Genomic DNA, 18,058 nt, shown 5'->3' on the forward strand with positions numbered 1-18,058 from the left:
TCCGGTGACCTAACCGATCCAGCGCAGGGCGCGTTCGAAGAGGGCGATGGTCTGGGCGTGCAGCCGGTCACCCGTGGCCACCGGGGCCTTGCCGGCGCAGGCGCGGGCGTGGGTGCCCTCCAGAATGATGCCCAGCTTGTAGCAGGCCAGGACCCCGTACCAGTGGATCGCCGAGAGATCCCGCGTGGTCCGTGAGCGGTAATGCTCAACCAGCTCCGCGGCGGTGGCGAACCCCTTCCAGGGCCGCACGGCGACGCTGGCCGGATCGGGATCCTCGCCCTCGGGCCAGGTCGCCAGCAGCCAGCCGAGGTCGAGCAGCGGGTCGCCGATGGTGGTGAGCTCCCAGTCGACGATGGCGGCCAGCTCCCCGCTGTCCGGGCGGACCAGCACATTGGACAGATGAAAGTCGCCGTGGATGATCCCCGGCAGGAAGCTCGCGGGGCGGTTCGCCTCGAGCCAGGCCGCGACCGCGTCGACGCCCGGAATCTCGGCGGGGCCGGTCCAGTCGGCGAACTCCGCGTAGGAGGCCAGCTGCGCCTTCCAGCGTTCGACCTGCCGCTCGAGGTAGTTGTCGGGACGGCCCAGGCCTTCCAGGCCGACGGCGCGATAGTCGAGCGCGCCGAGCTTCGCGATCCCCTCGACCATCGCCAGGCCGATCCGGTGGCGGATCGCTTCTGAGCCGGCGTGCAGCGGCGGCAGGCCGGCGGTCGGGTTGAAGCCGTCGATCGGCTCCATCAGGTAGAAGGCTGCGCCGAGCACCGTCTCGTCGCCGCAGGCTGCGATCAGGGCGGGGTGGGGCACGTCACTGCCGGCGAGGGCCGCCAGCACGCGGGCCTCGCGGCGCATGGTCTCGTTGGAGTTGGCCCGCAGATGCGGCGGCGGACGACGCAGGACGTAGCTGCGCCCGGCGCGGCTGAAGCGCAGCAGGATGTTCTGCGTCCCGCCCGTCAGCCGGACGGCGTCCTCGACGGGTCCGGAGCCGAGCCCCTGTCCGTCCATCCAGCCGGCCAGGACTGTCAGGTCAACGGTCGATTCCACGCTGGTCGCCCCTTCGGAAGCCGGATTTCACGCCCAGCTAGAGCGATTGACCCCGCGAGAAGCAAGCGCCGTGAGGTCAGGCCGTGGCGGGCGTCGGAAGGGTCGCCGCGCGGGCGGTCGCCAGCTTCATCCGGTGCATCAGGGTCTTCAGCCGCGTGTCGCGCGGCGTGGACGGGCGGATCTGTATGCGGCGGCGCATCAGCTGGCCTCCTCAAGGCTTCCATCGACGTCGAGGCCCTGTTCGCGGACCTTGCGGTAGAGGGTCGAGCGGCCGATGCCCAGGCGGCGGGCGACCTCGCTCATGTGACCGGCATAGATCTCGATCGCCAGCTGGATCAGGTCGCGCTCGACCTCCTCCAGCGGGCGGACGTGACCGCGACCGTCGAGAATGCGCACGGGGGAGTCCTGACCCTGGCCGGCCTCGGCGATGATCTCCTGCGGCGTCGGCATGCTGGCGGCGGCGGCCATCAGCTCCTGCGGCGCGATCTTGACCCCCGAAATGGCCGGGAAGTCGTGCGGCTGCAGGAACGGCGCGTCGCTGAGGACGATGGCGCGATAGACCGCGTTCTCCAGCTGGCGGACGTTGCCCGGCCAGTCGAAGCCGTTGAGGATCGCCGCCGTCTCCGGCGCCAGGCCGGCGACACGCTTGCCTTCCTCGACGTTGAACCGGCGGATGAAGGCCTCGGCCAGGGCGGGGATGTCCTCGCGGCGTTCGCGCAGGGACGGCGCCTCGATCGGATAGACGTTCAGGCGGTAGAACAGATCCTCGCGGAAGCGGCCCTCGGCGATGTGGTTGCTGAGGTCGCGGTTGGTCGCCGAGACGATCCGCACGTCCACCCGCACCGAGCGCTTGGCGCCGATCGGATCGATCTCGCTCTCCTGCAGCGCCCGCAGCAGCTTGACCTGCATGTCCAGCGGCAGCTCGCCGACCTCGTCGAGGAACAGCGTGCCGCCGTCGGCCTCGCGGAACTTGCCGAGGTGCTTTTCCGAGGCGCCGGTGAAGCTGCCCTTCTCGTGGCCGAACAGGATCGATTCCACGAGGTTCTCGGGGATCGCGCCGCAGTTCACCGCCACGAAGGGCTTGCCGGCCCGGTCGCTGGCGCCGTGCACCGCGCGGGCGATGACTTCCTTGCCGACGCCGCTTTCGCCGCTGATCAGGATCGGGATCGAGCTCTTTGCCGCCCGCTCGCCGAGGCGCTTGACCATCTGCATCGGGGCGCTGTCGCCGATCAGGTCGGCGAAGGTCGTGCGGCCGGTGACCTGCTTCTTCAGCCGGTCGACCTCGCTGCGCATGTCGCCCATCGACAGGATGTTGCGGATAGAGACGATGATCCGCTCGGGGCTGGCCGGCTTGACCATGAAGTCGCCGGCGCCGGCCTGCATGGCCTTGACCACCGTCTCCACGCCGCCCCCGGCGGTCAGCACGATGACGGGCTGGCCGTAGCCCTTGGCGCGCATTTCCTTCAGCGTGTCGTGGCCGTTCAGACCGGGCATCTGAAGATCAAGCAGCACCACGTCGGCCGGTTGGCCGCTCATCAGGTGCTTGATCGCGCTGTCGCCGTCCTCGGCCTGGGCGACGGCGAAGCCCTCGCGTTCCAGCACCGCCTGGATCAGACGCCTTTGCGTCGGGTCGTCGTCGACGACCAGGACCGTTTTGGTCATATGAAGCTCACCCACCGAACCGGCGTGCGCCCGACATGGAGCGCCGCTCTTGTTGACCCGGATTGAAACACAGGGGGGTAAAGGCCGGGTTTCGGAGACCTGAGTCGGGGGTTAACGGCGGCGGACGTAGAGCCCCAGTTCAGCGGCGAGAAAATCATACATCGTCCGCACCCGGCCGACCGGCTTCAGGTCCTCGTGCATGGCCAGCCACATCTCCAGTTCAAAGCGGAGCAGGTCGGGCAGGACCGGGATCAGATCCGGCGCGTCTGCGGCGATGCCCAGCTGGCAGCCGCCCAGGCCATAGCCGGCCCGCAGCGCGGCCAACTGGGCCAGGTCGCTGTCACAGCGAAAGGCGAACCGGTCGCGTTGGAGGAAGGCGGCGGCCCCTTCGAGCGAGCGCAGCGAGATCTCGTCCCGGTCGAAGCCGATCAGGGGATGGTCGGCGACCTCCTCGATGCTCGACGGCAGGCCGTGCGCGTCCGCGTAGCGGCGGTGGGCGAACAGGCCGATGGCCACCGCGCCGATGCGCCGGGCGACCAGCGCCGCCTGCGCGGGCCGCACCATGCGCACGGCGATATCCGCGTCCCGCCGCAGCAGGTCCTCATTGCGATTGGTCAGCACCAGCTCGACGACGATCGCCGGGTGCGCCTCCCGGAACCTCGCGAGGATCGGCGGCAGCACGACCCCGCCGATGATCTCGCTGGCGGTGATGCGGACCACGCCCGTCTCATTGGCAGGGCCGCCGCTGACGGCCCTTGCGGCGGCCTCGGCGGCGGCATGCATCTCCTCGACCCGGGGCAACAGGTCAGCGGCGGCCGATGTCGGGGTCAGTCCCTGGGGGGAGCGGGTAAACAGGGCCACGCCCAGCTCCGCCTCCAGCGCGGCCACGTGCCGGCCGAGCGTCGGCTGGGTCAGGCCCAGCGTTCGCGCCGCCGCTGACAGGCTGCCCTGCCGCATGACCTCGCGGAACGAGGCATAGAGATTCCAGTCCATGCAAAATTGCATATCAAACAGGCGATGATCTGCAATTCACGAATATCCGATTGCAGGCGACACCTTCGGCCTCAAGAGAAGGAGAGACGCCGATGTTCGTCGGACACTACGCCGCCGCCCTGGCCCTGCGCGCCGCCGAGCCCCGCGCGCCGCTGTGGAGCTATGTCGCCGCCTGCCAGTTGATGGACATCGGCTGGGGCGCCCTGATCATGACCGGGGCCGAGAAGTTCAGCGTCAATCCGGACCTGCCGGGCAGTCCGCTTGAACTCTACCATATGCCCTATACCCACAGCCTGCCGGGCGCCCTGGCCTGGTCGGTGGGTGGCGCCCTGCTGGCGCGCGGGCTGCTGAAGACGCCGTGGCGAGCGTCGGTGTTCGTGGGCCTGGCGGTATTCTCGCACTGGCTGCTGGACTTTCTCGTCCACCGACCGGACCTGGAGCTCTGGTTCGGCGCCGAGAAGGTCGGTCTCGGCTGGTGGAACTACCCGATCCCGGAAGCGACCCTTGAGATGGGCCTGCTGGCGACCGCCGGCGCGGGCTGGGCCTGGGTTCGGGCGAGGGAAGGCCTCAGCGTCTGGCCCGCCGCCACCTTCCTGCTGGTGCTGACGGGCGTGCAGATCGCGTCGAAGCTGGCGCCCATGGGAAGCGACCCGGTCCCGACCGGCGCCATGGCCATCGGCATCTATCTGGCGGTCGCCGCCGTCGCCTGGCTTGTGGAGCGGCGCCCCGGGCGGATAGCCTGACACCGGTTTCCTGGAGACGGCGATGGCGGCCTGGACGCGACGCACCCTGCTGACAGCCACCGGCCTGGCCGCCGCCGGCCCGGCGTTGGCGGCGGCGCCCCGGGTCATCCCGATCTGGCCGAACGGTCCGCCAGGCGGGGAGGGGGTCTCCGTCACCGAGGCGGTGGTCGAACGCAATCCGCCGCCCAATCCCCTTCGCGACCGATATGTGAAGCACGTCCGCACCCCGACCCTGACGGTGTTCGCGCCAGCCAGACCCAACGGCGCCTCGCTGCTGATGACCCCCGGCGGCGGCTACAAATGGGTGGTGATGGACAAGGAGGGCTACGAATGCGCCGAGCGCTTCGCGGCCGCCGGGGTCACCGTCTATGTCGCCAGTTACCGCCTCCCGGCCGACGGCTGGGCTGCGGGTCCGGCCGCGCCGCTGCAGGACGCCCAGCGCGCGCTGCGGCTGGTGCGGTCGCTGGCGACCGATCCTGCCCGGGTCGGGGTGATGGGGTTCTCGGCTGGCGGCCACGTCGCCGGTTGCCTGAGCCTGATGTGGGACGCCCCGACCTACGCGCCGGTCGACGCCGTCGATGGTCTGTCCGCCCGGCCGGACCTGTCGATGCTGATGTATCCGGTCGCCACGATGTATCCGGCCTTCGCCCATGCCGGCTCGCGCGAACAGCTGCTCGGCGTCGCGCCGACGGCGGACCAGGAGCGCCGCTGGTCGCTGGAGGATAGTGCTCGCGCCGACGCGCCGCCGACCTTCCTGCTGCATGCGGGTGACGACGCCTCGGTGCCGGTAGAGAACAGTCTGCGCCTCTTCGACGCCCTGCGCGCCGCGAAGGTCCCCACCGAAATGCACGTCTTCGAGGAAGGCGGCCACGGCTTCGGCCTGCGCTTCACCGGCGGCAAACCGGTGGCGGCCTGGCCGGCGCTGGTCGAAGCCTGGTGGAAGCGGAAGGGGTTCGTCTGAGGGAGGGCGTTGCGCCTCGTCTGTCCTCGCGCCATATCCGCCTCCATGAACGCCCCCGTGAAGCCGACCGCCCTCGAGACCCCGCCGGAGTGGAGTCTCATTGATCTCTACGAGAGCCGCACCGATCCCCGGATCGAGCTCGACCTTGCCGAAGCGAAGCGCAGCAACGACGCGCTGGTCGCGCTCAAGGGCCGGTTCGTCGCCGCCCGCTCCGACGCCGCCGCGCTGGGCGCGCTGATCGACCAGGGCGTCAGCCTCTACGAACAGGCGACCAACAGTCTCTGGACCGTCGGCGCCTACGCCTCGCTGGCGTCCTCGACCGCGCGGGACGATCCCGAGTGGTCGCGGTTCGAGGGCGACCTGCGCACCCGCGCCTCGCAGATCGGCGCCGAGAGCCTGTTCTTCACGCTGGAACTCAACGAACTGGAAGACGCCGAGCTCGAGGCCGCCCTGGCTGCTGTCCCGGCGGCGGCCCGCTGGCGGCCGTGGATCCGGCGGCTGCGCCTGAGCCGGCCGCATGAACTGTCGGCCGATCTCGAGCGGCTGCTGATCGATCGCGGCCCGGCGGTGGCCAACTGGTCGCGGCTGTACGACGAGACCCTGGCCAAGCTGACGGCGAAGGTCGGCCGCGAATACCTGACCCTGCCCGAGGCGCTCAACCGGCTGTCCGACCCGTCGGCGGCGCGGCGCAAGCAGGCGGCCAACGGCCTGGCCGAGGCGCTGCATGACCGCACCCCGACCATGGCGCTGGTGATGAACACCCTGGCCTTCGAGAAGCAGGTCGAGGATCGCTGGCGGAAATACGACTACCCGGCCCAGTCGCGGCACCTGGCCAACGAGGTCGACGCCGACGCGGTCAACGCCATGGCCGAGGCGGTCACCGAGGCTTACGCCGCCACCAGCCATCGCTACTACGCCGCCAAGGCAAAGGTGATGGGCCGCAAGACGCTCGACTACTGGGACCGCAACGCCCCGCTCGATGCGGCGACACCCCGCCAGTACGGCTGGGACGAGGCGAAGGGCGTGGTGCTGGAGAGCTTCTCCGCCCTGGCCCCGAAGTTCGCCGACCAGGCCCGGACCTTCTTCGCCAGCCCGTGGATCGACGCCCGGCCGCGCCCCGGCAAGCAGTCCGGCGCCTACAGCCATCCGGTGACGGCCACGCGCCACCCGTACGTCTTCATGAACTTCATGGGCGAACGGCGGGACGTGCTGACCCTCGCCCACGAACTGGGGCACGCCGTGCACCAGACCCTCTGCGCGCCGCTCGGGACCCTGCTGGCAGACACGCCGCTGACGCTCGCCGAGACGGCGTCGATCTTCGGCGAGGGCCTGGTGTTCGAACGCCTGCTGGCCGAGGCGAGCCCGGCCGACCGCCGCGCGCTGCTGGCCGGCAAGATCGAGGACGGGCTGAACACGGTCGTGCGCCAGATCGCCTTCCACCAGTTCGAGACCCGCTTCCACGACGCCCGCCAGGAGGGCGAGCTGTCGCCTGACGAGATCGGCGCGCTGTGGCTGGAGGTGATGGGCGAGAGTCTCGGCCCGGCGATCAAACTCAACGACGGCTACGAGCACTACTGGGCCTACGTCAGCCACTTCGTGCATGCGCCGTTCTACGTCTACGCCTACGCCTTCGGCGACCTGCTGGTGCGGGCGCTGATGGAGAAGCGCCGAGAGGACCCGATCGGCTTCGCGCCGCTCTACGAGGAACTGCTCGCCGCTGGCGGCACGAAGACCTACGTCGAGGCGCTGGCCCCGTTCGGGCTCGATCCGCGCAAGAAGGAGTTCTGGGCCGCCGGCTGCCGCGACATCGCCCGGCTGGTCGAGGAATTCGAAGCGCTGGTGTGAACAGGGACATGTACCGAAGGTACGTGTCCCTCGATCGAGCTTCCGCGGGTTTAGGGACACGTACCTTCGGTACATGTCCCCGGGCTGCTTCCCCCACAATCAAACGCTTGTTAGAGTCGGACCATGTCCGATGATCTGACCGAGGCCCAGGCGGGCGATATTCCGGCGGGGTTCAAGCCGCTGAACTGGACCCGGGGCTTCGGCCGCCAGATCGGTCCGCTCTACGAGCGCTACGAGGATTTCGACTGCACGCTCGGCTTCCGCGTCGAGGAGCACCACACCAACGGCATGGCCAACTGTCACGGCGGCATGCTGATGACGGTCGCGGACGTGGCCTGGGGACGGGTGATCTCGGTGCAGAAGTCGCATTTCTGGGTCACGGTCCGGCTGACCTGCGACTTCCTGTCGGCCGCGAAGCTCGGCGACTGGGTCGAGGGGCACTCGGAGATCGTCTCGGAGGAGGCCGACGTCTACACCGTGCGCGGCAAGCTCTGGTCGGGCGACCGCACGCTGATGACCGGCTCGGCCATCTACAAGGTGATCGGTCCGCGCCCGCCGCGTCCCGGCGAGAAGGCCTTTGTCGAGGCGGCCCATGCCTGACGATCAGAAGCCCTGGCCGGAGTTCCCGGCCCCGCTCGCAACGTTCAACGGTGAAGTCCCGCCGGCGCCGGCCTGGTTCGACGCCGCCCTGGCCGACAAGCCTGAACGGTCGACCTTCGACTTCGAGGGCGCGGAGATCGAGCTGCTGACCTGGGGCGAGGTCGGCAAGCCCGGCCTGCTGCTGCTGCACGGCAACGGCGCCAGCGCCGACTGGTGGACCTTCATCGCGCCGTGGTTCGCGAAGGACTACCGGGTCGCGGCGTTCAGCTGGAGCGGCATGGGCCGGTCCGACTGGCGCGAAAAATACACCGCCGAACAATTCGCCCAGGAATCGTTCGCCGCCGCCGAGGCCGCCGGTCTCTACGCCGCCGGCAAGCCGGTGTTCGTGGCCCACTCCTTCGGCGGCTTTCCGACCATGCTGGCGGCCAGCAAGTACGGCGACCGGCTCGGCGCCGTGGTGCTGGTCGATTCCATGGTCCGCCCGCCGGAGCTGGAATGGCGCGGGCCACCCAAGCGGGTCAGTCCCAATCGCGTCTACCCGACTCTGACCGAGGCGCTCGGCCGGTTCCGGCTGGCGCCGCCGCAGGGCTGCGAGAATCCCTACATCGCCGACTGGATCGCCCGGAACGCGCTGAAGGAGGTCGAGGGCGGCTGGACTTGGCGATTCGACCCCTTCATGTGGTCGTCCTTCATGATGGAGGATCGCGGCCCGCTGCTGGCCAGGATCACCTGTCCCGTGGCGATGATGTGGGGCGACCGTTCGCGCCTCGCTGAGCCGCACATCCTCGACTACATGCGCGGCCTGCTGCCGCCCGGCTCGCCGCAGATCGCGATCCCCGACGCCGACCATCACGTGATGATCGATCAGCCGCTGGCGTTTGTGGGGGCATTGCGGGGGTTGCTGGCGGGGTGGCCGGGGGAAAGGGCTTAGGGAGTAGGGCGTAGGGCGTAGTTCGACCGGTTCACGCCGCGGACTCCGCGCCTGCTCTTTAGCTACGCCCTATTCCCTACTCCCTACTCCCTAACCGCCCCCTTGAGCCAACGCCCCTCCCATAGTAATCCCGGCCCATCAGATCGCAGGAAACACCGATGGCTTCCGAATATCACCGCGGCGAGATGGATATCTCCGAGCAGACGGCCACCTATCATGCCGTGATGGGTATGACGAAGTGGGGCTCGCTGGCGCTGGCCGTGGCGCTGCTGATGCTGACGCTGTGGTTCTGCACCCCGGCCGGCTTCCTCGGCGGCCTGATCCCGGGCGTGGTCCTGGCGGCCGCGGGCATCTTCTTCCTGCGCGAAAAGAAGGGCGGCGGGCACTAAATCCCGCCCCCGATGCTGCGGCGCGGCATAGTTTTTCGCATCGCACCATCGACAGGCTCGACAACGGGCAAGATCATCCCCTAAACAAGCTCCTCAGGGACGCGACTCGAAACGCGTCCGGATGGGGAGTTCCATGCCAGTCATCGCCGTCACCCGCGAACGTCGAGCCGGTGAAACGCGGGTCGCCGCGACTCCTGAGACCGTCAAGAAGCTGATCGCCGCCGGCTGGTCGCTGACGGTTGAAGCGGGCGCCGGAACCACGGCCTCCTTCCCCGACGCCGACTACGCCGCGGCGGGCGCGACCGTCGTGAAATCGCTCAAGGACGCGCTGGCCAAGGCCGACGTGCTGTTCAAGGTGCGCGGCCCGGAGGCCGAAGAGATCGCCGCGCTGAAGCCCGGCGCCACGGTCGTCGCCACCCTCAACCCCTACCAGGACCGCGCCACCCTCGACGCGCTGGCGAAAGCGAAAGCCTCGGCCTTCGCCATGGAGTTCGTGCCCCGGATCACGCGGGCCCAGGTCATGGACGTGCTGTCGTCCCAGGCCAACCTCGCCGGCTATCGCGCCGTGATCGAGGGCGCCGAGGCCTATGGTCGGGCCATGCCGATGATGATGACTGCCGCCGGCACCGTCGCCGCGGCCAAGGTGTTCGTCATGGGTGTCGGCGTCGCCGGCCTGCAGGCCATCGCCACCGCCCGCCGCCTGGGCGCCGTGGTCACGGCCACCGACGTGCGTCCCGCCACGAAGGAGCAGGTCGAGTCGCTGGGCGCCAAGTTCCTCGCCGTCGAGGACGAGGAGTTCAAAAACGCCCAGACCGCCGGCGGCTACGCCAAGGAGATGTCCAAGGAGTACCAGGCCAAGCAGGCCGAGCTGGTCTCCTCGCACATCGCCAAGCAGGACATCGTCATCACCACGGCCCTGATCCCGGGCCGGCCGGCGCCGCGTCTGGTGACCGCCGCCCAGGTGGCCTCGATGAAGCCCGGCTCGGTGCTGGTCGATCTGGCCGTCGAACAGGGCGGCAACGTCGAGGGCGTCAAGCTCGGCCAGAACTTCGTCACCCCCGGCGGGGTCAAGATCATGGGCATGCCCAACCTGCCCGGCCGCATCGCCGCCGACGCCTCGGCCCTCTATTCCCGCAACCTGATGGCCTTCGCAGTGCTGCTGCTGGACAAGGAGGGCAAGCTGGCGCCGGACCTGGAGGACGAGATCCTCAAGGCCGCGCTGGTCACGCACGGCGGGGCGATCGTTCATGAGCAGCTGAAGAGTGCTCCGGCGGCCTCGAAGGCGGCTGCTCCGGCCAAGGCCGCGCCCGCAAAGGCGGCGGCTAAGCCGGCCGCTCCCAAGGCTGCTCCCAAGGCCCCCGCGAAACCTGCCGCCAAAGCTGCTGCCAGACCGGCGGCCAAGGTTGCCGTGAAGCCGGTCGCGAAACCTGCCGCGAAGCCCGCTCCCGCCAAGGCCGCCGCCAAGGCGCCCGCCAAACCCAAGGCCCCCGCCAAGCCGGCTGCGAAGCCGGCCGCCAAGTCCGCCCCGAAGAAGAAGTAGAGAGCGCGAAGATGGAAACCGCCGTCGATCCCACCGTCTTCCGCCTGGCCATCTTCGTGCTGGCGATCTTCGTCGGCTACTATGTGGTCTGGAGCGTGACGCCCGCCCTGCACACGCCGCTGATGGCCGTGACCAACGCCATCTCCTCGGTGATCATCGTCGGCGCGCTGCTCGCGGCGGCTGCCAGCGGCGGCGGTGACCTCGCCGGCGGCGGGGCGATCCCGACCAACGTCTGGATCTCAAAGGGCGCCGGCGCCCTGGCCGCCGCCTTCGCCGCGGTGAACATCTTCGGCGGCTTCCTGGTCACCCAGCGCATGCTGGCGATGTACAAAAAGAAAGAGCCCGCCAAGGGCAAGAGCGGCCATTGAGCGCGCGTTCGAGGGATCTGACATCATGAACGCCAACATCGCCGCCCTGCTCTACATCGCCTCGGGCGTCCTCTTCATTCTGGCGCTGCGGGGGCTGTCCAGCCCGGTGACCAGCCAGGCGGGCAACCGCAACGGCATGATCGGCATGGCCATCGCCGTTGGGGTCACGCTCGCCACGCTCTGGGGCGAGAACAAGCTCGACACCATCACGCTGGGCCTGATCGCCGGCGGCGTCGCCATCGGCGGCATCGTCGGGGCGGTGATCGCGCGCAAGGTCGCCATGACCTCGATGCCGCAGCTGGTCGCCGCCTTCCACAGCCTGGTCGGCATGGCCGCCTGTCTGGTGGCCGTCGCCGCCATCTACACGCCCGCCGCCTACGGCATCGTCGACGAGGCGACCGGCCATATCCACCTGCAGTCGCTGATCGAGCTGGCCATCGGCCTGGCCATCGGGGCGGTGACTTTCACCGGCTCGGTGATCGCCTTCGCCAAGCTGAACGGCAACATGAGCGGCGCGCCGATCCTGCTGCCCGCCCGCCACCTGCTGAACCTGGCCATCCTGGGCGGCATCGTCGCCCTGACGGTGGTGCTGATCATGAGCGGCGGCACGGCCATCTGGGCCTTCTGGGCGATCTTCGCTCTCAGCCTGCTGATCGGGATCACGCTGATCATCCCGATCGGCGGCGCGGACATGCCCGTCGTGGTCTCGATGCTCAACAGCTACAGCGGCTGGGCAGCGGCGGCGCTGGGCTTCACGCTCGAGAACGTCACCCTTATCATCACCGGCGCCCTGGTCGGCAGCTCGGGCGCCATCCTCAGCTACATCATGTGCAAGGGGATGAACCGCAGCTTCATCTCGGTGATCCTTGGCGGCTTCGGCGCCGACGACAGCGCGGCGGCCGCCGGCGGCAAGGTCGAGACCCGCCCCGTGAAACAGGGCAGCGCCGAAGACGCCGCCTTCATCATGAAGAACGCCTCCAAGGTGATCATCGTCCCCGGCTACGGCATGGCCGTCAGCCAGGCCCAGCACGCCCTGCGCGAGATGGCTGACAAGCTGAAGGAAGAGGGCGTGGAGGTGAAGTACGCCATCCACCCCGTCGCCGGCCGCATGCCGGGCCACATGAACGTGCTGCTGGCCGAAGCCAACGTGCCGTACGATGAGGTCTTCGAGCTGGAAGACATCAACGCCGAGTTCCCGACCGCCGACGTCGCCTTCGTCATCGGCGCCAACGACGTGACCAACCCGGCCGCCAAGACCGACACCACCAGCGCCATCTACGGCATGCCGATCCTCGATGTCGAAAAGGCGCGGACCGTGCTGTTCGTGAAGCGTGGCATGAGCTCGGGCTATGCCGGCGTCGAGAACGAGCTGTTCTTCCGCGACAACACCATGATGCTGTTCGCTGACGCCAAGAAGATGGTCGAAGGGATCGTGAAGAACCTCTAGGGGCTCGTCGAGCCGCTCGGCCCCGCAGTCATGCTCCGCCAGGCGATCCATGGCGGGCTTCCGATGCTGCGGCAGGGCTCGGGGACATGTACCGCCTTCGGTACGTGTCCCTGCTGCCTCCCCGATAGCGAGGGTCCGAACCGGGAAGCGGCGAAGCGATGCGCGCCCGGGCGCCAGACCCTTCTGTCCGAGCGCCGATCTGGCTAGGCTGGCCGGGCAGGAAGGACCGAAAGCCATGGCATCCGAACCCAAGACCAAACCCACTGACGCCTCCGTCGCCGACTTCCTCGATGCGGTCGAGCATCCCGGCCGGCGCGAGGACGGCAAGGTCGTCGCCGCCATGATGGCGGAGATCAGCGGTGAAAAGGCCATCATGTGGGGGCCGAGCATTGTCGGCTACGGGTCCTACAAGGGCCCGACCGGCGACTGGCCGCGGATCGGCTTCTCGCCGCGCAAGGCCAACCTGGTCCTCTACATGATGCCCGGCTTCGAGGCGCAGGCCGACCTGCTCGGGCGGCTCGGCAAACACAAGACCGGCGCCTCCTGCCTGTACCTCAACCGCCTCGCGGATGTGGACATGGGCGTGCTGCGCGAGCTGGCCTCGGAGTCGGTCCGGATGATGCGCGAGAAGTACCCTGTCTGACGGTCACTTGCGCGGGCCCGTCGTCTTGTCGACCAGACTAACGCCTGCCTCTGCAGAGCAACGGTGAATGCCACAGCAATCCCGCGCGGCCTGGCCGGGGTTGCCTCTTCACCCTCCAGAGAATAGAACCCGCCCCTCCCGGTCATAGTCTCGCCGGGTTTGGCCAGCATATGCCCGGCCTCATTCTCATTGAACGTCGAAGCTGGTGCGTCAGACCTCGTCGCACCGCGCGTATAGCTCGACAACAGTCTACGAGGCCGACCCTTGTTCCGTGATTTGCTGTCCCGCGAGAGCCGCTTTCCGCCGTTGCTCGGCACCGGCCTCGCCGCCGTCCTGATGGGCGCCGTCGCCGTGGCGTCCGCCCAGGCCAGCCTGCCCTCCCGCGAGGAGCGCGCCGCCCGGATGGTTCCCGCTGTCGCGCCGTCCCTGCCGGCCGCCCGGCCGCACATCGCCCAGCCCAAGTTCACCTTCGCCTCGCCCCTGACCGGCTTTGCGGTCAACTCGCCGTTCGGACTGCGCAAGATGCCCTGGGAAGAGGGCGGCCGCCTGCATGAGGGCGTCGACATCGCCGCCCCGATCGGCACGCCGATCCGCGTAACCCTGGCCGGCACGATCCTCCGCACGGGCGTCGACGGCGGCTACGGCCGGTTCGTCGAGGTCTCGCACGGTGACGGCCTGACCTCGCTCTACGCCCACCTGGGCCGCACCGCGAAAGGCCTGAAGCCCGGTATGGTCGTGCCGGCGGGCTACGTCGTGGCTTTCGTCGGCTCAAGCGGCCGGTCGACCGGCGCCCATCTGCATTTCGAGATCCGCCAGGATGGTCGCCCGCTCGACCCGACGGCGTTCGTCGGCCGCACGTTCGCCACCGCGGCCGATCTGCCCCTGACCGCCGCGGCGCGTGTTTCTCGCCGGGTGCGCGTGGCCCAGGTGTCCACCTGGCCGACCGGCGCTGCGGCTGTCCGAAAGACCGACGGCGGCATCGTCCAGCCCGTCCGGGCCGATGTCCGGGTGCGGGCGACGATCCTGCCCGTCGAGGCCGCGACCAACGCGCCGCCCCCGCGCCGTCCGACCCCCGCGTCGCCGGCCGAGGCCGCCGCCAACGCGCATGAGGCCCCGTCCGCGGGCTAGGGGCTTTTCGTTCACCGACGGACGACTAGATTAGCGGCATGCTCAAGTTCGCCGCTCGGGGGACGGCGGGTTTCGTCCTCGCTCTCCTTGTTCTCATCGCCCTCGGAGGCCTGATGTCCGCCGCCAGCCAGACGCCGCTGCGCGGCCGGATGATCGATATTGGCGGGCGCTCCCTGCACATGGTCTGCGCCGGCCCGGCCGGGGGAAAGCCGGTCGTGGTGTTCGAGGCCGGCGCCTTCGGCCTGTCCGCCGACTGGGGCGCGGTCCAGGCCCGGCTCGCGGCGCGCGGCGTGCGTTCCTGCGCCTATGACCGGGCCGGTCTCGGCCAGTCGGACCCCGGCCCCCGCCCGCGCGACGGCCTGGCTGTGGCGTCAGACTTCGAGAAGATGCTCGCCGCCTCGGGCGAGCCCGGGCCCTACATCTACGTCGGACATTCGATGGCCGGCCTCTACGGACGGCTGTTCGCCGGTCGCAACCCCGACAAGGTCGCCGGTCTGGTGCTGGTCGACGCCGCCACGCCGGAAGCCGCCGACAGCCCGATCGCCCGCACCTGGATCGGCCGGTTCGGGACGGCGTCAAAGCTGGCGGGCTGGACCGCCTCAACGGGCCTGTTCAAGCCGGTGTCGCCCTGGATGGGCGATCGAATCGGCCTGCCCGCCGAAGCCGCCCGCGACAAGCGCCGCGCCTTCGCCTCGGGCGCCCACAATCGCTGGTCCGCCGAGGAGGTGACCCAGTGGCTGACCGCCTCGAAGCAGGCGGCGGACCTGCCCGGCTACGATCCGACATGGCCGGTGGCCGTGGTCACCGCCGGTCCCAGCGCCGGCCGGGAGGCCTGGCGCGAAGTCCAGACCGCCCCCGCGCGCGCCTCGCAAAGCCCGTTCATCGCCAATGTCGACGCCGCCGGCCACGCCACCCTGCTCGGCGAGACCTTCGCGGACGAGATCGTGAAGGCGGTGCTGTTCGTTCGCGACGCAGCAGCCGTTAAGTCATAGGCGACAGCTTCGATTCGGCGGGACCATGGACGCGGCGCTTGAACTTTCCGGGGTGACCAAGCGCTACGGCGACTTCACCGCCGTGAACGACCTCTCCTTCTCAGCCCGGCGGGGCAAGATCCTGGGCTTCCTTGGGCCGAACGGCGCGGGAAAGACCTCGACCATCCGTATGGTGCTGGGCCTGGTCGCGCCCACGTCCGGAACGATCAACCTGCTCGGCGCGCCGGACGCCCGGTCCGTGCGCGAACGGATCGGCTTCCTGCCCGAGGAGCGCGGCCTCTACCGTCGCATGACCCCGATCGACGCGATCGCCTTTCTCGGCGGCCTGAAGGGGCTGCCGACGGCGGAGGGGCGCCGGCGGGCGGCGACCATGCTGGAGGCGATGGGCCTGGGCGACGCCGCCAAACGCCAGATCCGCCACCTGTCCAAGGGTATGGCCCAGAAGGTCCAGCTGATCAGCGCCATCGTGCATGAGCCGGAACTGGTGATCCTCGACGAGCCGTTCAGCGGTCTCGACCCGGTCAATCAACAGACGCTGGAACAGGTCATCCGCGACCTCGCCGCGCGCGGCGCGACGGTGATCTTTTCCACCCATGTGATGCAGCACGCCGAGCGGCTCTGCGACCAGGTCGTGCTTCTCGCCGCCGGCTCCAAGGTGTTTGACGGCTCGGTGCTGGAGGCCCGCGGCCACGCGCCGCGCGCGCTGGTGCTGGAGGGCGCGCTGGACGCGGCCGACGTCGCCGCCCTGCCGGGCGTGTCCGGCGTGACCAGCGAGGCGCTGGAAGACGGCGGGACCCGCTTCACCGCCGCCCTCGGCAAGGGCGCTGCCGGCCAGGACGCCCTGCGCGCGGCTTTCGCCGGCGGCCTCGACATCCACCGTTTCGAAATGCGCGAGCCCAGTCTGCACGACGCCTTCATCGCCCTGACCGGCGGGGAGGCGGGCCAATGATGCGCCTCCTCCGCATCGCCGGCCGCGAGTACGGCGCCTATGTCCGCACGGTCGGCTTCTGGCTGTCGATGCTGATGATGCCGGTGGTCGGCGCCCTGTCGTTCGGCGCGCCGGCGTACCTGGAAAAGACCTCGCCCCTGCCGACCATCGCCATCATCGACCAGTCGGGCGAGGCCCTGCGCGATCCCGTGGCGCGCGCGCTGGAGCAGGCGACGGAGGGCAAGCCGACCGCCGTGGTGGTGTCAGCCGCGCCGGATCAGGCCCGGCCCCTGGACGCGCAGGTCCGGGGCTGGATGACCGACGGCTATCCGAAGCCGGGCGACCCCGTGCTCGGCGCGGCGGCGATCATCAAGGGCGCCGGCGAGACGGTGACGATCGATTTCTGGAGCAACAATCTCGCCGACCGATCCCTGGAGCGGCGTGTCAGCGGCGCGGTCGCGGACGAGATGCAGACGCGCCGGCTGGCGAAGCTCGGCGTGGATCCCGCCTCGCTCAAGGCGGCCCAGGCGCTGGAGCCGAAGGTGGCGTCCTTCTCGCCCAAGGCCGGCGGCGGCGGAAAGGTCGCGCTCCGCGACCGGTTGCCGGGCATCGTCGGGTTCGGCGCGGCCATGCTGCTGTGGATGATGATCTTCACCGGCGCAGGCATCCTGCTGAACAGCGTCATCGAGGAGAAGTCCAACCGGGTGCTGGAGGTGCTTCTGGCCTCGGCCTCGGTGCCCGAGATCATGTTCGGCAAGATCCTTGGCGTGGCCGGCGTGACCCTGACCGTGCTGGCCGTCTGGGCCGGCGTCGGCGGCTCCCTGCTCGTCGCGGCCCAGCCCGACGTCGCCGCCGATGTCGCCGCCGTGCTGATGGGCAAGGGGCTGATCTTCTACTTCCTCTTCTACCTGGTCGGTGGCTATCTGATGTACGCGGCGATCTTCACCGCCATCGGCTCGTTCTGCGAGACGACGCGCGAGGCCCAGACCCTGCTGGGGCCGGTGATGGCGCTGCTGACCATCCCGGTGATCTTCCTGACCCAGGCGATCCGCCGGCCCGACTCGCCGATGCTGGAAGCGCTGTCCTGGTTCCCGCCGTTCACGCCGTTCCTGATGACCGCCCGCGCGGCCAGCGAGCCGCCGCTGTGGCAGGTGCTGGGCACCGGAACCCTGATGGCGCTGACGGTGGCGCTCGTCGTCTGGGTCGCCGGCCGCGCGTTCCGCACCGGCGCGCTGTCGACCGGCAAGATCGACCTGAAGGGCCTGATCATGAGGGTGCGTGGCGGGGAGTAGCAAAACCGTCGTTGCGTCCTTCGAGACGCGATCCTGAGGGATCGCTCCTCAGGATGACGAGCAGTGGTGGCTGGCGCTTTCCTCGTCATGGTGAGGAGCGAGGCATCAGCCGAGCATCTCGAACCACGCACCAACGCATAGCAAAAGGGCCGCCCGGTCGCCCGGACGGCCCTTTGACGTATCTGGATCGGCGCGAAGCCTACCCGCGCGGAGCGGGCTTCTTCGGGGCGGCGATCAGGCCTTCACGCTGCAGGCGCTTGCGAGCCAGCTTGCGGGCGCGGCGAACCGCTTCGGCCTTTTGACGGGCGCGCTTTTCCGAAGGCTTCTCGTAAGCCACGTGCCGCTTCATTTCGCGGAACGAGCCTTCGCGTTGCATCTTCTTCTTCAGGGCTTTCAGCGCCTGGTCGACATTGTTGTCGCGGACGAAAATCTGAACCAGGGGAGACTCTCCTTCGTACGGCCCGCCGCTAGCCGTGCGGCATGGCGGACGAATAATGGGTTGCCCCGAGAGAAGCCTCCCGTGGCGAGGCGCGCGAGATAGCAGAGGCGGGCGGGCTT

Annotated in this window: 19 protein-coding genes; 14 read left to right on the plus strand and 5 right to left on the minus strand. The window is 69.4% G+C overall.

The features are described 5' to 3' along the window. Nucleotides 1-9: 9 nt before the first annotated feature. The 4 genes from AC3WJT_RS16440 to AC3WJT_RS16455 form a co-directional block, all read right to left on the minus strand. The gene (locus tag AC3WJT_RS16440) at nt 10-1,038 is read right to left on the minus strand and encodes a phosphotransferase family protein (RefSeq protein ID WP_492344214.1); all 1,029 of its coding nucleotides are present in this window, start codon (nt 1,036-1,038) and stop codon (nt 10-12) included. A 76-nt stretch (nt 1,039-1,114) separates the two neighbouring features. Further along, nucleotides 1,115-1,237 (minus strand): hypothetical protein, encoded by a 123-nt coding sequence (locus AC3WJT_RS16445; protein WP_492344215.1) that lies wholly within the window; start codon nt 1,235-1,237, stop codon nt 1,115-1,117. Further along, entirely contained in the window at nt 1,237-2,700 is a 1,464-nt protein-coding gene (locus AC3WJT_RS16450; protein ID WP_492344216.1) for a sigma-54-dependent transcriptional regulator, read from the minus strand. Before AC3WJT_RS16450 ends, AC3WJT_RS16445 begins: the two co-directional genes overlap by 1 nt. Nucleotides 2,701-2,811: 111 nt before the next feature. After that, nucleotides 2,812-3,693 (minus strand): LysR family transcriptional regulator, encoded by an 882-nt coding sequence (locus tag AC3WJT_RS16455; protein WP_492344217.1) that lies wholly within the window; start codon nt 3,691-3,693, stop codon nt 2,812-2,814. Between the two features lie 92 nt (nt 3,694-3,785). Here AC3WJT_RS16455 and AC3WJT_RS16460 point away from each other — a divergent pair, with 92 nt between their 5' ends. The 14 genes from AC3WJT_RS16460 (at nt 3,786) to AC3WJT_RS16525 (ending at nt 17,500) form a co-directional block, all read left to right on the plus strand. Next, nucleotides 3,786-4,436, plus strand: a complete 651-nt coding sequence (locus tag AC3WJT_RS16460; protein WP_492344218.1) for a metal-dependent hydrolase — start codon at nt 3,786-3,788, stop codon at nt 4,434-4,436. 22 nt (nt 4,437-4,458) lie between these two features. Next, on the plus strand, nt 4,459-5,397 hold the full coding sequence (locus AC3WJT_RS16465) for an alpha/beta hydrolase (protein WP_492344219.1): 939 nt from the start codon (nt 4,459-4,461) through the stop codon (nt 5,395-5,397). A 45-nt stretch (nt 5,398-5,442) separates the two neighbouring features. Further along, the gene (locus tag AC3WJT_RS16470) at nt 5,443-7,242 is read left to right on the plus strand and encodes a M3 family oligoendopeptidase (protein WP_492344220.1); all 1,800 of its coding nucleotides are present in this window, start codon (nt 5,443-5,445) and stop codon (nt 7,240-7,242) included. 123 nt (nt 7,243-7,365) lie between these two features. Continuing rightward, the gene (locus AC3WJT_RS16475) at nt 7,366-7,842 is read left to right on the plus strand and encodes a PaaI family thioesterase (RefSeq protein WP_492344221.1); all 477 of its coding nucleotides are present in this window, start codon (nt 7,366-7,368) and stop codon (nt 7,840-7,842) included. Further along, a complete protein-coding gene (locus AC3WJT_RS16480) occupies nt 7,835-8,773 on the plus strand; it encodes an alpha/beta fold hydrolase (protein WP_492344222.1) in 939 nt (312 codons plus the stop codon). The genes AC3WJT_RS16475 and AC3WJT_RS16480 overlap by 8 nt, the downstream gene beginning before the upstream one ends. Before the next feature lie 158 nt (nt 8,774-8,931). Continuing rightward, nucleotides 8,932-9,162 (plus strand): aa3-type cytochrome c oxidase subunit IV, encoded by a 231-nt coding sequence (locus AC3WJT_RS16485; protein WP_492344223.1) that lies wholly within the window; start codon nt 8,932-8,934, stop codon nt 9,160-9,162. 133 nt (nt 9,163-9,295) lie between these two features. Further along, the gene (locus AC3WJT_RS16490; protein WP_492344224.1) at nt 9,296-10,702 is read left to right on the plus strand and encodes a Re/Si-specific NAD(P)(+) transhydrogenase subunit alpha; all 1,407 of its coding nucleotides are present in this window, start codon (nt 9,296-9,298) and stop codon (nt 10,700-10,702) included. Nucleotides 10,703-10,713: 11 nt separating this feature from the next. Further along, entirely contained in the window at nt 10,714-11,070 is a 357-nt protein-coding gene (locus AC3WJT_RS16495; RefSeq protein ID WP_492344225.1) for a proton-translocating transhydrogenase family protein, read from the plus strand. A gap of 25 nt (nt 11,071-11,095) precedes the next feature. Then, nucleotides 11,096-12,517: an NAD(P)(+) transhydrogenase (Re/Si-specific) subunit beta gene (locus AC3WJT_RS16500; RefSeq protein WP_492344226.1), complete on the plus strand. Its 1,422-nt coding sequence runs from the start codon at nt 11,096-11,098 to the stop codon at nt 12,515-12,517. Nucleotides 12,518-12,752: 235 nt separating this feature from the next. After that, nucleotides 12,753-13,160 (plus strand): DUF1801 domain-containing protein, encoded by a 408-nt coding sequence (locus AC3WJT_RS16505; RefSeq protein ID WP_492344227.1) that lies wholly within the window; start codon nt 12,753-12,755, stop codon nt 13,158-13,160. Nucleotides 13,161-13,424: 264 nt separating this feature from the next. Then, the gene (locus tag AC3WJT_RS16510) at nt 13,425-14,288 is read left to right on the plus strand and encodes a M23 family metallopeptidase (protein WP_492344228.1); all 864 of its coding nucleotides are present in this window, start codon (nt 13,425-13,427) and stop codon (nt 14,286-14,288) included. A gap of 113 nt (nt 14,289-14,401) precedes the next feature. Then, entirely contained in the window at nt 14,402-15,280 is an 879-nt protein-coding gene (locus AC3WJT_RS16515) for an alpha/beta fold hydrolase (RefSeq protein WP_492344229.1), read from the plus strand. A 25-nt stretch (nt 15,281-15,305) separates the two neighbouring features. Continuing rightward, a complete protein-coding gene (locus AC3WJT_RS16520; protein WP_492344230.1) occupies nt 15,306-16,229 on the plus strand; it encodes an ABC transporter ATP-binding protein in 924 nt (307 codons plus the stop codon). Next, a complete protein-coding gene (locus AC3WJT_RS16525; protein WP_492344231.1) occupies nt 16,226-17,500 on the plus strand; it encodes an ABC transporter permease in 1,275 nt (424 codons plus the stop codon). The genes AC3WJT_RS16520 and AC3WJT_RS16525 overlap by 4 nt, the downstream gene beginning before the upstream one ends. A 199-nt stretch (nt 17,501-17,699) precedes the next feature. Here the strand turns inward: AC3WJT_RS16525 and rpsU are convergent, their stop codons facing one another. Further along, nucleotides 17,700-17,939 carry a 30S ribosomal protein S21 gene (gene rpsU, locus AC3WJT_RS16530; protein WP_488899740.1) on the minus strand — a complete coding sequence of 80 codons (240 nt, stop codon included), beginning with the start codon at nt 17,937-17,939 and terminating at the stop codon, nt 17,700-17,702. Between the last annotated feature and the right edge of the window lie 119 nt (nt 17,940-18,058).

This window comes from Caulobacter sp. FW305-C-30-S16 (genome assembly GCF_058783025.1).

Bases quoted from the DNA above. Each gene is read 5' to 3' on its own strand.
- AC3WJT_RS16500 (WP_492344226.1), top strand. From the start codon at position 11,096: ATGAACGCCAACATCGCCGCCCTGCTCTACATCGCCTCGGGCGTCCTC.
- AC3WJT_RS16460 (WP_492344218.1), top strand. From the start codon at position 3,786: ATGTTCGTCGGACACTACGCCGCCGCCCTGGCCCTGCGCGCCGCCGAG.
- AC3WJT_RS16470 (WP_492344220.1), top strand. From the start codon at position 5,443: ATGAACGCCCCCGTGAAGCCGACCGCCCTCGAGACCCCGCCGGAGTGG.
- AC3WJT_RS16495 (WP_492344225.1), top strand. From the start codon at position 10,714: ATGGAAACCGCCGTCGATCCCACCGTCTTCCGCCTGGCCATCTTCGTG.
- AC3WJT_RS16455 (WP_492344217.1), bottom strand. From the start codon at position 3,693: ATGGACTGGAATCTCTATGCCTCGTTCCGCGAGGTCATGCGGCAGGGC.
- AC3WJT_RS16485 (WP_492344223.1), top strand. From the start codon at position 8,932: ATGGCTTCCGAATATCACCGCGGCGAGATGGATATCTCCGAGCAGACG.
- AC3WJT_RS16445 (WP_492344215.1), bottom strand. From the start codon at position 1,237: ATGCGCCGCCGCATACAGATCCGCCCGTCCACGCCGCGCGACACGCGG.
- AC3WJT_RS16520 (WP_492344230.1), top strand. From the start codon at position 15,306: ATGGACGCGGCGCTTGAACTTTCCGGGGTGACCAAGCGCTACGGCGAC.
- AC3WJT_RS16465 (WP_492344219.1), top strand. From the start codon at position 4,459: ATGGCGGCCTGGACGCGACGCACCCTGCTGACAGCCACCGGCCTGGCC.
- AC3WJT_RS16475 (WP_492344221.1), top strand. From the start codon at position 7,366: ATGTCCGATGATCTGACCGAGGCCCAGGCGGGCGATATTCCGGCGGGG.
- AC3WJT_RS16515 (WP_492344229.1), top strand. From the start codon at position 14,402: ATGTCCGCCGCCAGCCAGACGCCGCTGCGCGGCCGGATGATCGATATT.
- AC3WJT_RS16450 (WP_492344216.1), bottom strand. From the start codon at position 2,700: ATGACCAAAACGGTCCTGGTCGTCGACGACGACCCGACGCAAAGGCGT.
- AC3WJT_RS16490 (WP_492344224.1), top strand. From the start codon at position 9,296: ATGCCAGTCATCGCCGTCACCCGCGAACGTCGAGCCGGTGAAACGCGG.
- AC3WJT_RS16480 (WP_492344222.1), top strand. From the start codon at position 7,835: ATGCCTGACGATCAGAAGCCCTGGCCGGAGTTCCCGGCCCCGCTCGCA.
- AC3WJT_RS16505 (WP_492344227.1), top strand. From the start codon at position 12,753: ATGGCATCCGAACCCAAGACCAAACCCACTGACGCCTCCGTCGCCGAC.
- AC3WJT_RS16525 (WP_492344231.1), top strand. From the start codon at position 16,226: ATGATGCGCCTCCTCCGCATCGCCGGCCGCGAGTACGGCGCCTATGTC.